This window comes from Bacillus thuringiensis (assembly GCF_001455345.1).
GTDB lineage: Bacteria > Bacillota > Bacilli > Bacillales > Bacillaceae_G > Bacillus_A > Bacillus_A thuringiensis_N.
This window is the reverse complement of record NZ_CP013274.1, coordinates 2,309,967-2,324,995: the sequence shown is the minus strand read 5'-3', so window position 1 is coordinate 2,324,995 and position 15,029 is coordinate 2,309,967. Positions and strand designations below refer to the sequence as shown.

Genomic DNA, 15,029 nt, shown 5'->3' with positions numbered 1-15,029 from the left:
TCATATTGAAGGGTATGTTACATTCCCTAAAATTACAGATTTCTTTGCACCTGTTGCGCTTGGCACATTACTCGGATTACGATGATGCGTTTCGTTTGCTAAAATTGCAAAGGCGATTGCTTCTTTCGCCTGTGAAGAATAGCCTATATCTTCTTGAATAAATATTGCACATTTTTCTTCCTTCAATCCATACCGTATCATTTCAACAAGTGTATGATTATAACTGCCGCCACCACCTAATATCACCTCATCGATTTCATAATACGGCAGAATAAACTCCTTATAATGATGAATAATTGAACTCGCTGTAAACATCGTGACAGTCGTCAATATATTTTCTTTACTATGCTGTTCATATCGCTTCAATAACTCACTTACAAATTCTTCTCCAAACTGTTCTCTCCCTGTTGATTTTGGTGGATTCATTTTCAAAAACGGATGGTTCATACAATAAGTTAAAATATCATCTACAACTACTCCACGTTTTGCAATCCTACCATTTTGATCATATGACAACTGAAATAATCTTTTACATACTTCATCAATTATCATATTCCCTGGACCAGTATCAAAAGCTATAACGCTCTTATCACTTAGGTGACTTGGTATTACTGTAACATTACCAATCCCACCAATATTTTGTAGCAGTCTATTTTTAGTTTGATGACGATACAAAATGACCTCTGAATATGGCACAAGTGGTGCACCTTGTCCCCCTGCTGCCATGTCCATCGTTCGAAAATTCGAGATAACCGTCGTATTCGTTTCGTATGCTATTACTGCTGGTTCCCCAATTTGCAATGTGGAAGGTATCATATTGCCATCTTGCTTTGGCTGATGATAAATCGTTTGTCCGTGAGAACCTATTGAATCTAATTGTTTCAATGGAAAATTGGCCTCTTTACAAACTTCTTTTATAGCGTTGGCAAAACACAAACCAAGTTTGAAATTCAAACTACAAATGAGTTGTACATTTGAATTTTCTATTGACAACGCTTGTTGGATTTCATTTTTCATATCATTACAAAATGGAACTGTAGTAAAATAGATGAGTTCGACCTTAGACTCTACACCACTCCCTTCTATATGAACGAGCGCTACATCTATTCCATCTAATGAAGTACCAGACATTACCCCTGCAATATACATAACATGCATGACCTCCTATTTACTAAAAAACAATCATGTAAGTTACAAACGTACAACCGATCGAAAATATTAGAAATCTAAAAAACAACTGAGCTTTCGATGCAAACGATCCATCAATGAAAGAAACAACTACTGTAAGCAAAATACTTGCCGCAATGCTTGTAACAAGCCAAATACTATGCATTTGTGATAGATGTAGCATTCTTAATAAAGGTACAAAAAGTAAATTCGCACATATCACTCCAAATAATAATAAAAATACACCTTTATAACTAAATTTTATATTCATTCCATTTCACCTTCTCTCAACTTAATGTGAAAGAAGTGATAGACAAAATGCCTATCACTCATAAATTAAAGCATAAAGATTATGGATTAACAGATTCCCCTTCACCATTCTTCTCAATTTCAAGCATATTTTTGTCGTACATTTTAAAGAATGGTAAATAAATAAGGAATGATATTGTTATATTTATAAAAACTAATACTATTGCACGCCAATCTCCGCCTGTAGCTAAATACGCACCAATTGGAGCTGGTAATGTCCACGGTGGCATAATATGTGTTGGTGTTACAAATCCCATCGCAGTTGCTGAATATGCAACAGTTGCCGTTACAAGTGGTGTAATGATGAATGGGATAATTAAAATTGGATTTAGTACAATCGGTAATCCGAATATGACTGGCTCATTTATATTAAAAATACCCGGAACAATACAAGTTCTTGATAATGCTTTCGAATATTTTGATCGACCAAATACAATCATAGCTAATACAAGCCCTAATGTCGCACCAGAACCGCCAATCCATATAAACCATTGATATAACGGCTCTGGTGAAATAAATGGCAACTGATCTGCTCCACTAGCAACTGCTTCACCATTTTTCCCTAGGTATACTTCCCATAATGGCCGAGCAACAGTTCCAACAACCGATACACCATGGATTCCGAATGACCAAAAAAACGTAATTAAAAACACTGGAATCATTACACCGAAGTAACTATCCCCAGCTTTTACTAATGGTGCTGCTAATTTATCAACAACATGGTGTAAATCAATGCTAAAAACGACAGTTACTAGACTCATTATAATAATAACGAATGCAGCAGGTATAAGTGCTTCAAATGAACGCGACACAGATGGCGGTACTTGTTCTGGCATTTTAATCATTACATTTTTCTTCTTACAAAACCTTAAAATCTCTACGGATAAAATAGAAACAATCATCGTCACGAATAATCCATGACCTCCGAGATTTGTCATTGGAAGCATAAATCCTTTTTTATCAATTAATTCAGGGGTTAATGTTAATAGCAGTGAACATACTGCAAGCTGTGCTCCCGATAAAGCATCTAACTTATAACTCTTCGCTAGATTATATCCTATTCCAAATGCTATATATAAAGACATAATAAACATCGTTAACCGATATGGTATTAATATACTTGTTTGATTCTTTAATGCCCAAACTGATATGAAACTATCTTTCGGTAATGGTGGAAATGCTACGATTAAAAAGAAACTTCCTACAATAATAAATGGTAATGCTGAAATAACTCCATCACGGATTGCTTGTAAATGTCTCTGTTCAGAAAGTCTTGCCATCGGTCCAGATAAGTTTTTATCAAGAAACGTGACAAACTTATTCATAACGGTTCCCCCTAACGAATTAAATCATTTACAGTCTTTAATAAAGTCGGTCCACCAAGCGGCGTATATGCTTGCGGCGGAATGATACCACACGGAATAGACTCCTCTTCTGCAAATTTTTTTACAGAGTCAAATCGATGTCTTACTTGTGGTGCAACCATTACAACATCCCAACCATTCTTTACTTCTTCTTCCACCTCACTTGTTCCAATCGCATGCACTTCCATATTCATACCCTTTTTCTCCGCCTCTTTTTTTAAAGCGTTTACAACAATTGCGCTGGACATTCCTCCAGAACAAACGAACAAAACCTTCATTTATGAATCCTCCTATACTTATAATTTACTACCCTTCAAATGAAAGGAAGTTTCACTTTACTAACAAGCATATGAAGTAGTAAATGAATTTAGTTATATTGAAAGTAAATTTCATTAAAAATATTTTTCCTATTAAATTAATGTTTCAATATGCAATTTTCTCTATTGCAAGGCCAACCTCACCTCGTATATTATCTTAGATAATCATATGATAGGGAGGCGTATAAATGATCGTTAAACGTTTATTTATGATATGTTGTATCGTCATCTTGTTCATCCCTTTCTCTTTCATTTCCCCTCACTCTACTTATGCTGAAGTAAATACTACGTACAAAAAACACGAATTACGTGCTGTATGGATCGCATCTGTTCTTAATATTGATTGGCCTTCAAAAACTGGCTTACCAATTGAAAATCAAAAACAAGAATTTATTAAATTATTAGACGATGTAAAAAACACCGGTATGAATGCAGTCGTTGTACAAATAAAACCAACCGCTGATGCTTTTTACCCTTCAAATTACGGTCCTTGGTCTGAATACATTACGGGTATACAAGGAAAAGATCCCGGATACGACCCACTAGCATTTATGATTGAAGAAGCACATAAAAGAAATATAGAATTCCACGCCTGGATTAATCCATACCGAATAACGATGAATCATACTGATATAAATCGATTATCAAATAATCATCCTGCAAGACAGCACCCGGATTGGGTTGTATCTTATGGCGGGAAATTATATTACAACCCTGGTATTCCAGAAGTAAAAAAGTTTATAACTGAAGGTGCTTTAGAAATCGTACAAAATTACGATATTGATGCGTTGCATATGGATGATTATTTTTATCCATATAAAGTAGCGGGCGAACAATTCCCCGATCAAAAAACGTATGAAACATATAATAACGGTAAATTTACAAATATAGAAGATTGGCGACGTGACAACGTAAATGAGCTTGTAAAAGATTTACATGCTACTATCAAACAAGAAAAATCATACGTAAAGTTTGGCATTAGCCCCTTTGGCGTATGGCGAAATATAGCTGATGATCCGACTGGCTCTAACACAACTGCCGGCCAAAGAAACTTTGATGATCTTTATGCTGATACACGTGAGTGGATACAAAAAGGTTACATTGACTACATTACACCGCAAATATATTGGAATATAGGTTTCACTCCCGCTGCATATGACATATTAGTAGATTGGTGGGTAAAAGAAACAAATAATAAACCGATTCACCTATACATCGGTCAGGCAGCCTATAAAATTAATAATAACTCTGTCCCCGCCTGGTTTGATCCGGAAGAATATCCAAGACAGATTGCATTAAACCGGTTATTCCCTGATATAAAAGGTAGTATGCATTTTAGCTTAAAAGATATTAATAACAATCCACTCGGAGTGAAAGATAGACTCACAAACGACTTATATAAACATCCTGCATTAATCCCGCCTATGCCTTGGCTTGATCACAATCCACCAAAACAACCGACTTTAAAAGGTGCTATCCCAAGAGAGGAAGGTATCGCTGTAGGTATCATTGATAATAGAGAGAATGATTCTGCTTATTACGCTATTTACCGCGTGAATGGAAAAAGTGAAGTGAATATAGAAAATCCGAAAAATTTACTTACTACTATAAGAAAGACAAAACCTGGAGAAATTTATGTAGATAAAACGGCTATTCCTGGAGAAACATATACGTATGTTGTAACTGCGGTTGATCGATTGCATAATGAAAGTGTTGCATCTAGTCATACTACCGTTACAGCAAAATAACAGGTAATAAAAAACGCCTTAAAGCTAAGTATTATAGCTTTAAGGCGCCTTTTTTATTTATTCTTAAACTTCTCAGTCGCTGCTCTCATCTTCACATTCAAATCGTGATCAATCGAGTCACGAATATCTCGCTCTACTTCTTCCATTTCTTTTTGGAAATTTTGCAAGTAGATTTTTAATTCTTCTTCTTTTTCTGGTCGTTGTGAAGGTGGTAATTGCACCACTAAAGATAGCATCGCTGTTAAATCTTTCATTAAGAACGTTTCGAGTTTATGTTGTTGTTCAAACATACGCTGCTCCTGATAATACGGCAAGGCATTTAATACTGAAATTGTAATTTCATCAACCGTTCGTTGTAATGAAGGATTTATTGAGCGTTTATACGCTTGAATTGTATTTAATGCATCTGGATATCGATCATAAAAATACAATTTATAAAACGATAAGTCTGTCGGCTTTACTGTTTGCTGCGTTTCTTGTCTTAAAAAATCTTTTACTTTCATAGCCGCTACATCAATATCTTCGTTTGTAAGTTTTTTCGTTGTTTTTGCCATTACATGTACTTTTTTCTGTTTTTCTTTCGGTAACATTGAGAATACTTGTTCTCTCGTACGTTGGCCCGATGCACAGAAAAGAGTGTTTAATATATGTTGCTCTTTTTTTCCTTCCGTACGAATCCAGCGATAAAAGAGTGGGTGCTGTGTAAATTCTTGTAGAAATGGTAATGATTTATTCGATAACTTTTCTAAAGAATCGTGTGCTCTTTTATATGGCTTCGTCCATGAAAAATACAGTTTCCGCCCGAAATATACGACTAAAACAACAACAGTAAATGCTATTAAAAGCAAAGTACCGAGTAGTAATAGTACTGTTTGAATGAAACTCATTTTTTCACCTCCTCTAATAATCTGTTATTTCCTTGGACGCTGAATAAGTTTCTGCTTCATCTCATCATTAAATGTGTCTAGTTCAATAACGAACTTCTTACTTGACTCAATAATACGTTCTGACGATTTTTCAGATGCCTCAATCGCAGCGAACACATTTTGGAATGATTCACGTAATTTATCCATGCTAATAGCAGGATTTTCAAGAAGTTTTGTTGTTTCTTCTGTATTTTGTTTTAATGCTTGTGAGTTACTTAATACCATTGATTCAATTGCTTCATTTGTCGCATTAACAGCATCAATTGTTTTACGTTGATTCGTTAATGCTAGTTGGATAGCGGCTGAAACTGTTACAACGTTTTGCGTCATCGTAATTGCATTACGAATTGCTTCTGTTAATTTTTCATTATTTTTCTTAATGATGTCTACAGATGCGATAGATTGTAATAACACGCTTTTCGCTTGCTGCATATTACGGGTACGTACGAGTATCTTTTCTAATGCATCATTAATTAATGGAATGTCTCTTTGACGTTCTGGATTTTGTTTCTCGGCTTCGAGCATACCAGCAAGTTTTTTCCCTAAGTATACTTGTTTATCAAGAGCGTGAATTTTATCGTGCGATTGCTCCTTAAGCATCTCTAAGCCAACAGTATCTTCTTGTAAGTTATCACGGCCAATTAGAAGGGATCTAATAATCTCCTCAATTTGCTTATCTATAGATTGATATTTATGCACGTATGTTTCAAGTGGATTTTTCTTGAATACTTTAAACATAATTTTCTTCATACCACTTGCTTTTAATGAATTCGGATCAAGCTCCGACACTACTTTTCGTAATTCTAACAATGTATTTGGAATTTCTTCATTTTTTCCATTCATCATCGCTGTTACAGGGCGTTTTAGAGCTGATAACGTTTGTCCTGCTGCTTGTTGCTCTTTATCCCCTAAATCTCCTAGCTGAGACAATACTTTCGATAAATCCGTATTTTGCTCGCTATTTAACTTTTGTACATAAAGATCAGCTTCTTTATTCAGTTCCTCTAGTTCTGCATCTTTTATTACTGTATCAACCACTACTTCTACATTATTATCTTTCACAATCGATACAGGTTCTTTTTTCTCGAGTTCAGTCAACAAAATCGCTCCTTTATTTATATGTGCGAATTTATGTGCACTATATTTCATCTAATATATTGTATTTCATGTGCAAACAGCCTATATGAAATCAATTTTCAAGAAATACCTGCTTATGCAGTCATTCCCTGTTTCTTACTATAAGTATACCTGTTCTCAACATTATTTTCCTCAGACTTAAGACCTAGAGAACAACATGCTAAAGGCGGATTCTTCGTATGTTACGTATATAAATTAAGTTCTTCCTATCCTACTGTACTCAATGTTTTGACATACACCCTTTTTCAATGTGATAATTATATTACGCTATAACCTATTTCTTCTTACGCGCTACAAATGCTCCATTTTGAAATGCCAATAAAACCGTTTCAAACATTTCATCTTCTTCTATCATTTTTCTAAACTCGGCTAATTCGCTTGTATGAGAGGTTGCGTTATCAACAACAAGAAAACCCTTTGGTTGTAAAATGCGTTTTATATGCTCAAGCCACCACATATATTGCGTACGCTCTGAATCTAGGAAAATAAAATCAAATGAATGATCTAATTGCGCATCTAAAAATGCCCCTGCTTCTTGATTATGAACATCAATCCTTTGTAAAAGTTTTGCCTTTTCAAAATTGACAAGTGCCTCTCCAACTCGTTCTGAAGAAAGCTCTACAGTTGTTACATTTCCATTTGTTTCTTCTACCGCATTAGCTAACCACAATGTAGAATAGCCATTAGAAGTTCCGATTTCTAAAATGTTTTTTGCGCTACACCCTTTTACTAAAATTGATAAAAATTGCCCCATCTCACGAGTAATATTCCGCAATTTTTCTTCCCGTGTTTTTTTATTTCGATCATGCTCTTCTCCATATTGTTCAAGTTGAAATAATAATGAATCTAACGTATCCATTTTTTCATCGCCTTTCCAAGCAATATGATGAAAAAGCTCTTGCTGCCCGTCTACTTTTTATTATATGCGAAACGAAATCCTTTTTCCCGTTATATGACAAAGATTTATAATTTTTTATAGCATATTGTTTCGTTTTTTGGTAAAGTTAATTTCTACGTGCAATTATTCCATTCATATTATTTCATATTAAAATTGCAGTTATTAAATTATATAAACCCCATTTAAATGAATCGGTATTTCAAATTCAATTAAGCGCCCTTTTCGGACGCATTTTCTTTGTTTATATATTTCTAGAAGAAAGGATGCTTACAAATGAACGTGATTAGCTTAGATGCTGCTCGAAAACGAAAGCAGCATAAAAAATTAATGATTACTATACCGATTATTACACGTATTTATGAAGAAGACGGGGAAATTAAATTTGAGGTAGCTGGCGAAAAAGATGTACCTCTTGAAATGTTAGAAAAATAATAAAAAACGCATTTCTGAAGAAATGCGTTTTTTATATTTTTACATTTAAATGCATAAGTTTCTCAGGATTAACCACCATATAAATGTTTGAAATCTTCTCATCCTCAAATGCAAAAGAAAGCACATAAGCTATTTTATTATTTATTGTAACTATAACTCCTGGCATACCATTTACCATTTTGAAATCAACAGTGTACTCTTCTGTCAATCGTTGTGCAATCCCAAAGAACAAACGTATAATTCGATCCGCAGAATAAATCGGATGAATCGCAGTCGTAACTTTCCCACCACCATCTGCTTTCAATATCGCATCTGTTTTTAATACTTCTAACATGCCTTGCGCATCCCCGCACTGTAATGATGATACAAACTTTTCAACATAATCAGCCATCTTCTTCGTACTTAATGTTGATTGCTTCGGCTTCTCCAATATACTTTTTCGTGCACGTTCAAAGATCTTCCTACAGTTCACACTACTCTTATCAACAATCGAAGCTATTTCTTCATATCCATAACTGAAAACCTCTCTCAATATGAAAACAATTCTTTCTACCTCAGACAGTTGTTGTAAAAGTAATAAATATGCTGTGGAAAGAGATTCTTTCATTACAAATGACTCTGATGGCTCATCACTCTCTTCTACAAGTGGCTCTGGTAACCACATCCCCACGTACAAATTACGTTTATGCGCTGCCGAACGTAATTTATCAATTGAACGATTTGTCGCCATCTTACACAAATATGCTTTCATATTTTCTATAGACTGAAGATCCTCTATATTATTTAACGAGATAAATACATCCTGAACGATATCCTCAGCATCCATAACACTTCCAAGAATTCTATATGATAACGAAAATAATAATGGTTGATACGCTTCATATAATTGCTCCGTTTCCATGATGAACACCCTCGCTTTCTAATTGCTTTAAAATGTGTAACGCTGCACGTTTCCCGCTCGCTACCGCAGCATCAGCTAATATTTCATCATGCCCAGCCCAATCACCTGCAACGTAAACACCTGGCATTTCAGGGATATTAGGACCTGGGGTTTCAACTCGGTTAATATGAGGAAAATCATATAATACTGGTATTTTCGGTAAATACTGCTGTGCAACAACTTCTCTTTTCCAATTCGGATGTAACAACTCCATCGTGCTTTCTAACTGTTCTTTCTCTTCTTGAATATGATTCAGTTCTAGTACAGGGTTATGGTATTTAATTAGACTCACTACAATTGATCCATCTTCACTTAATTTAGCTGCTCTCGATTGATTCGTGAAAAATATAGGTTGATCTAATCCCAATGCAAAATGATGTAAAGGATTCGGTAATTGTTTTAAACCAATATCTAACGCTGCCACGGTCACTTGTATAGATTGTTCACTCCATTTTTGCAAACTTGTTCCTTCAGTACCTTTTATAATTTCACATGCCTCTTTCGGTGGAGTTGTTACAATAACTGCCCCTGCTTCAAATACTTCATCGTCAAAACAATGTATTCTTTGTTTTCCTTCACAATGCTCTATTTTCAAAACATGCTTTTTAGCCAGAAATTGTACACCACTAGTATTCGCTATTCCTCTTAAATTTGTTATTATCGTCTCCCAACCACCATCTACATAAAGTACTCCTTCTTTCATAGAAAGCTGTATTTGCTTTAGTACGGAAGATGCTAATTGTATTGTAGGAGCATACGTATATGTTGTTGTTCGGCATAATGCATAAAATATATTTCGAACCATTGGATCTTTAATTTCATTTTCTGCCCATGTAGTTAAGCTCATTTTCGGAACTTTTCGTACATCTAAGTTTCCTAAATGAATCATAAGACGAGCGAACTGTACTTTTGCAGACCATGAAAGTAACGGTGTTGATAAAATGGAGCGAAAATCTGTTGGAATGGTATAAATATCCCCTTTCCATATTCCATGTGCTTTTGTAGATGGAATTCCACCTGGAAGGTTTACTCCTAGCTCATTAAAAGTTATAAACGCTTCTCCACCTCTATATAAAGCATGTGCACCAAGATTCATACAAATTCCGTTTTTATTTATAGTCATCCCTCGGCCGCCGAAGTGACTGGACTTTTCTAATACAATAACTTTCCTTCCAGCTTTCGCTAAATATATAGATGCTGTTAATCCAGCAAGCCCACCACCAACAATTGCTACATCAAAATGTTTCATAACAAAATCCCTCCTTATACGTTCTACATACAAGACGAACGATTAAGGGGGGATGTGACATTCAGTTACACATAATTTATTTCACCTAACCACTTTATTGCAGTATCAACTGTCAAACAGTTACACCTTCTACAAACAAACTTATTTACATAATAATGTTATTTTCTAATCAATTACATGCTGGTGCCAAATTTCACTTTCTTCTTCACTCATTCCTCCAATTATTTTTGAAAAATCTATATTTCTATCAAATGAGTCTTTTAACATAAAAAATTGTTCAAACGATCCTGTAAATATTTCTAATGATCGAGAACAACAAATCGTTTCAAGGTTATCAATTGTTGCGCCATCTAATTCTAATTCCTTTAGCCCATTCATTTTACCTAATGCCGCTCCATCCTTTACCTTTGTATCTGTCAATTTTATATTTTGAATTGACGCATTGTGTTGAAAACAATTTAAATTAGCAATGATGCTATTTTCAAATTCAATTGTGATTAACTTATTTAAATTTTGCAAAACAAGCAAATCCAATTCACTAACATTCTCTAAACCTAAAATATATAAATGCTTTAAATTATCTACTTTCGAAATCGCATAGAGCTGCTCATGATTTGAAATATGTACAGAAAGCGATTCTAATTTTTGAAACTGCGGTAGCAACGAAAAATCTTGAATACTAGTATGTGTAATATTTAATTTTTTTAATGATGACATTTCTACAAGTTCCGATAAATTATTTATCTTCGTATTCTTTATATTTATTTCTTGTAAGTGTTTTAGATGTATGATTGGCGTTAAATCTTGAACCGGATTATTAACTAAATATAACTTCTTTAAAGAATTCATTCGTTCTAATCCTGCTAAATCTTGAATTTCATTTCCGGATAAAATTAGTTCTCTCACTTCTGTACACATCTGTAATGGACTAATATCTACTAACCCTTTTCCACCTAAATATAATCTCTTCTCTCTAACAAACCTGTCTGCACGTTCAGATGCACCCACTATATATCTCCAATTCTCATCTAAACTATCGTACCAATCTTTAACGTTCTTTTCAGATTGAAATATAGAATGGGGCTGTAAAACAGGTAATTCAATATTACATAAAGCGTCTAAAAAATGTATATTATCATTAGCACCATAACTCCAATATAAATAATCTTCCTCTTTATGAATGGTGAAATTTTTATTTTTTAGCGTTTGTAAAATAAATAGTAACAAATCTGAAATTCTATTTGCAATTACATATTTCACTTCTTCATCTCGTCCAAAATTAATAACTTGTCCCACTTTCCCCTTTTCATCCGGATCAACATCTATTCCTAAATTGTTACCGCCATAATCTTTACTAATAGGTATCCAATTGTGATTCACATATCTTTCCTTAATATATTCTGTTGGTATTGAAAATGCATCAAAATTAAAAAAATCATCCTCTTCAATTCTTTTCCATATTCTCCACTCATCCAAAACTTCATCTAACGAGAGAAATGGCAAACCAAAAAACAACCCTGGTCCTGATTTATCCTCACCGTTATGTGCAAGATAAAGATTACGTAATTCATCTGGAAACGCAATTCCCATTTCACTTTCGACATATTGAATTTCTTCTATTGTTGCAGGTGCATTCAAAAACGGTTGAAAGTAATTTTTTAATTCAACTTCCAACTCTTTTAAAATAGTATGGTTCATTTCCTGCACTCCCCTTGTACGCCAAATTAAAAAAGCGCTACCTTTTACATTAATTGTAATTAATAGCGCCTTTTTTCGCAATGAAACTCTTGTAATTATAGTGCATTCAAACGAACATTTTTATCACTTTACAAACGAAGAGCAGCGACGCTTTCACATTTCAATAACTAGACTCATATCCTAAATTCAAATTGCATAAAAATATAAGAAAGGCGGGTAATACAAATGACTTCTAATATCGACTACACTTCCCCCTCAACTAATTTCACTTATGATTTAAATAAAAGTAATTTTTTTCAGAAAGATGCCCAAAATTATATAAATGTACTTGGCGTGAAACAATTAAATACGTTAGAAAACACTTCTTTATTAGATATTTATTTAAGTTCAGGTAATGTTGTAGAACCGCATATTCATCAAAATGCAGCTGAACTTGTTTACTGTATTTCAGGATCTGCGGTTGTTTCTTTACTTAATCCTTTTACGAATCAACTATTAAACTTACCGATAACACCAGGGCAAGTTGCCAACATTCCACAAGCGTGGTGGCATTATGAAATTGCTACAGCAGATAATACTCATTTATTAGCAATTTTTGATGCCCCAACACCAGAAGTTATTTTTGGTTCTGATATTTTAAGATTAACTCCCTCTAATATAATGGCCCATACTTACTGTCTCGATGAACAACAATGGAAACAAGCGGTATCCCCTATTCAATCCACTACAGTAATTGGTCCCCCAACAAATTGTAATAAAAACCGCAGAACGATAAACCCAACAACTCAGCCTCCTAATCCACAACAAAATTTATATTACCAAGATTCATATTATTTCCCTCTTTACTGGGGATATTAATTTATATTATGAAAGGACAGTTATTTATCTCCTCGGAAAATACGTAGGAGATTTTTTTATTGTATACCCATTCCTATTTATTATCGTAACAATTAATAGAGTACATACATATAATAGTTATATATTTAATTGGAGGTGATAATACTATGAGTAATTATAACTATCGAAAAAACTACTCTCATAATAAAAATAGTAGTTCATCCGCATCCTCTCAATCCTCAAATTCTCAATCTTCCAATTCCCAATCACAAAGAGACTTAGCCGAGCAAGGCTATGTAAAGAAAAAAGGATGTAACTGTAATAAAAACAAATAGTTTATTACTAATTTGAACTATAGCATTTCAACGCTCACGATAAATAATTTACTTCCCTGTATACAAGTTTATTCTATGGATGAATTCTGTTTTTAATAGAATTCATCTTTTTTATTTATAGGTAATTTTTCATAGCATATAACTTATTCCATAAACAATAGAGTATAAATCATAAATTTTTATTTTTTAACAAAGAGTACTTTCTCAATTGATTTATCACCTATCTTTCCATAAAATATAGCCCCTCCTAATAAAATTAGAAAGGGCTATATACAAATGCCAATTTAAATTTCAAACAGACATTGTAACAAATTAAACGATATTAATACCTGCACTTACAAATCCAGCTACTGCAGCTATTGGACTTGCTGCTGTTAAGGAAACATATAATAATACTTTATCCCCAGCTGCTACTGGAATAGCTTCAGGTATGATCCCTGATGCTGTAGCACCAATCGCTATTACAGCAAATGCCGGTGTTAATAATAAAGGTGCTCCCTGTACTGTAAACGTATTACTTGCTGCTGGTGCAGTTAATATTTGTATCTGTACTTGCACAGGTGATAATGGAGCTAATGCAGCTGTTGCACTAAAGAAACCAGCTAGTGACGTGATAGTTCCTGCACGTGGTGCTACGAATGCATAATCACCTACACCTAACGCTAAAGTGATACTAGTTCCACCAGTTAAAGCTACACCAGGCTGACTAAATCCAAATCCAAGTAGAGTTCCTGTATTAGCAACTAATGCGTTAACTAACGCAGCTGGTGTTGTACCTGAAGCGAATGGAATAATAGCTCCGCCACCAGTTGCTCCTGTTGCTCCTGTTAAGCCTGTTGCTCCCGTTGGGCCTGTTGCTCCCGTTGGACCTGTTCCTCCTGTTGGACCTGTTCCTCCTGTTAAGCCTGTTGCTCCAGATACTCCTGTTGGACCTGTTCCTCCTGTTGCACCAGTTGGGCCTGTTGGACCTGTTGCTCCTGCTCCTGTTGGACCTGTTGGACCTGTTGCTCCTGTTGCTCCTGTTGCTCCTGTTGCTCCTGTTGCACCAGTTGCTCCTGCTCCTGTTGGGCCTGTTGCACCAGTTGCTCCTGTCGCTCCTCCTGCTCCTCCTGGACCTGTTGGACCTGTCGGACCTGTTGGACCTCTACCTGGAGTAGCACCAATTAGTTGTGTTAATAAGTTTAATAAAAGTTGTAAACTTGCTGGATCAATAATTAAAGAGAAGAAGAATGGTGCAAGAGCACTGTAGAATTGTTGTAACAAGGAAAGTAATTTGCTTAAATCTGGGTTAGGAGACTGTAGTACATTGATAATACTTTGAATTAATTGTTTTAAGAAATTCCCTTCTGGAGAAGGTGCTAATTCATTTAGTAAGTTCAATAGTTGAGTAAACAAATTGAGTAAAGCTAATCTGTTTGCATCACTTGGATTTGCAAAAAACGCTGCAATAGCCGAAATTAAAGAGTTTAGTAAAGTAATTAATCTACCTAATTGCTCACTAGTAATTGGAACTGTTTGCGGATTGTTACAACATTCTGGAGTGAAAACAATCGGATTATTGCAGTTGTTATGACCAAAACAATTGTTATGTGACATTTATTTCCTCCTGACTTGTCTTATAGTTGAGTGTTTTCCTATTCTAAGAACCATAAAAGTTCCGATTGAAAAAAAC

Annotated in this window: 14 protein-coding genes; 3 read left to right on the top strand and 11 right to left on the bottom strand. The window is 34.6% G+C overall.

Annotated elements, in window-relative coordinates:
• The 4 genes from anmK to ATN06_RS12125 form a co-directional block, all read right to left on the bottom strand.
• A complete protein-coding gene (gene anmK, locus ATN06_RS12140; RefSeq protein WP_060630844.1) occupies nt 1-1,149 on the bottom strand; it encodes an anhydro-N-acetylmuramic acid kinase AnmK in 1,149 nt (382 codons plus the stop codon).
• A gap of 22 nt (nt 1,150-1,171) precedes the next feature.
• Nucleotides 1,172-1,438 (bottom strand): hypothetical protein, encoded by a 267-nt coding sequence (locus ATN06_RS12135; protein ID WP_060630843.1) that lies wholly within the window; start codon nt 1,436-1,438, stop codon nt 1,172-1,174.
• A gap of 79 nt (nt 1,439-1,517) precedes the next feature.
• A complete protein-coding gene (locus ATN06_RS12130; RefSeq protein WP_060630842.1) occupies nt 1,518-2,801 on the bottom strand; it encodes a PTS sugar transporter subunit IIC in 1,284 nt (427 codons plus the stop codon).
• 11 nt (nt 2,802-2,812) lie between these two features.
• Nucleotides 2,813-3,118: a PTS sugar transporter subunit IIB gene (locus ATN06_RS12125; protein WP_000865889.1), complete on the bottom strand. Its 306-nt coding sequence runs from the start codon at nt 3,116-3,118 to the stop codon at nt 2,813-2,815.
• 227 nt (nt 3,119-3,345) lie between these two features.
• On the opposite strand from ATN06_RS12125, the gene ATN06_RS12120 reads away from it, so the two are divergent.
• On the top strand, nt 3,346-4,905 hold the full coding sequence (locus tag ATN06_RS12120; RefSeq protein WP_060630841.1) for a glycoside hydrolase family 10-like protein: 1,560 nt from the start codon (nt 3,346-3,348) through the stop codon (nt 4,903-4,905).
• Nucleotides 4,906-4,958: 53 nt separating this feature from the next.
• Here ATN06_RS12120 and ATN06_RS12115 read toward each other — a convergent pair whose 3' ends face one another.
• From ATN06_RS12115 to ATN06_RS12105, 3 genes are all read right to left on the bottom strand, one after another.
• Nucleotides 4,959-5,792, bottom strand: a complete 834-nt coding sequence (locus tag ATN06_RS12115) for a DUF3974 domain-containing protein (protein ID WP_060630840.1) — start codon at nt 5,790-5,792, stop codon at nt 4,959-4,961.
• Nucleotides 5,793-5,816: 24 nt separating this feature from the next.
• Nucleotides 5,817-6,929 carry a toxic anion resistance protein gene (locus tag ATN06_RS12110; RefSeq protein WP_000137396.1) on the bottom strand — a complete coding sequence of 371 codons (1,113 nt, stop codon included), beginning with the start codon at nt 6,927-6,929 and terminating at the stop codon, nt 5,817-5,819.
• Nucleotides 6,930-7,242: 313 nt separating this feature from the next.
• Entirely contained in the window at nt 7,243-7,827 is a 585-nt protein-coding gene (locus ATN06_RS12105) for an O-methyltransferase (RefSeq protein WP_060630839.1), read from the bottom strand.
• A gap of 312 nt (nt 7,828-8,139) precedes the next feature.
• Here ATN06_RS12105 and ATN06_RS12100 point away from each other — a divergent pair, with 312 nt between their 5' ends.
• Nucleotides 8,140-8,298, top strand: coding sequence for a hypothetical protein (locus ATN06_RS12100; protein ID WP_001100984.1), 159 nt, complete (start codon nt 8,140-8,142; stop codon nt 8,296-8,298).
• 31 nt (nt 8,299-8,329) lie between these two features.
• Here ATN06_RS12100 and ATN06_RS12095 read toward each other — a convergent pair whose 3' ends face one another.
• The 3 genes from ATN06_RS12095 to ATN06_RS12085 all read right to left on the bottom strand — a co-directional run bounded on the left by ATN06_RS12095 (nt 8,330) and on the right by ATN06_RS12085 (nt 12,185).
• Complete coding sequence (locus tag ATN06_RS12095) at nt 8,330-9,199, bottom strand: RNA polymerase sigma-70 factor (protein WP_060630838.1); 870 nt, start codon at nt 9,197-9,199, stop codon at nt 8,330-8,332.
• Complete coding sequence (locus ATN06_RS12090) at nt 9,177-10,487, bottom strand: phytoene desaturase family protein (protein ID WP_060630837.1); 1,311 nt, start codon at nt 10,485-10,487, stop codon at nt 9,177-9,179. The genes ATN06_RS12095 and ATN06_RS12090 overlap by 23 nt, the downstream gene beginning before the upstream one ends.
• Nucleotides 10,488-10,652: 165 nt before the next feature.
• A complete protein-coding gene (locus ATN06_RS12085) occupies nt 10,653-12,185 on the bottom strand; it encodes an SMI1/KNR4 family protein (protein WP_060633132.1) in 1,533 nt (510 codons plus the stop codon).
• 225 nt (nt 12,186-12,410) lie between these two features.
• Here ATN06_RS12085 and ATN06_RS12080 point away from each other — a divergent pair, with 225 nt between their 5' ends.
• Complete coding sequence (locus ATN06_RS12080; protein ID WP_060630836.1) at nt 12,411-13,043, top strand: cupin domain-containing protein; 633 nt, start codon at nt 12,411-12,413, stop codon at nt 13,041-13,043.
• 626 nt (nt 13,044-13,669) lie between these two features.
• Here ATN06_RS12080 and ATN06_RS12075 read toward each other — a convergent pair.
• Entirely contained in the window at nt 13,670-14,953 is a 1,284-nt protein-coding gene (locus ATN06_RS12075) for an exosporium glycoprotein BclB-related protein (protein ID WP_060630835.1), read from the bottom strand.
• Between the last annotated feature and the right edge of the window lie 76 nt (nt 14,954-15,029).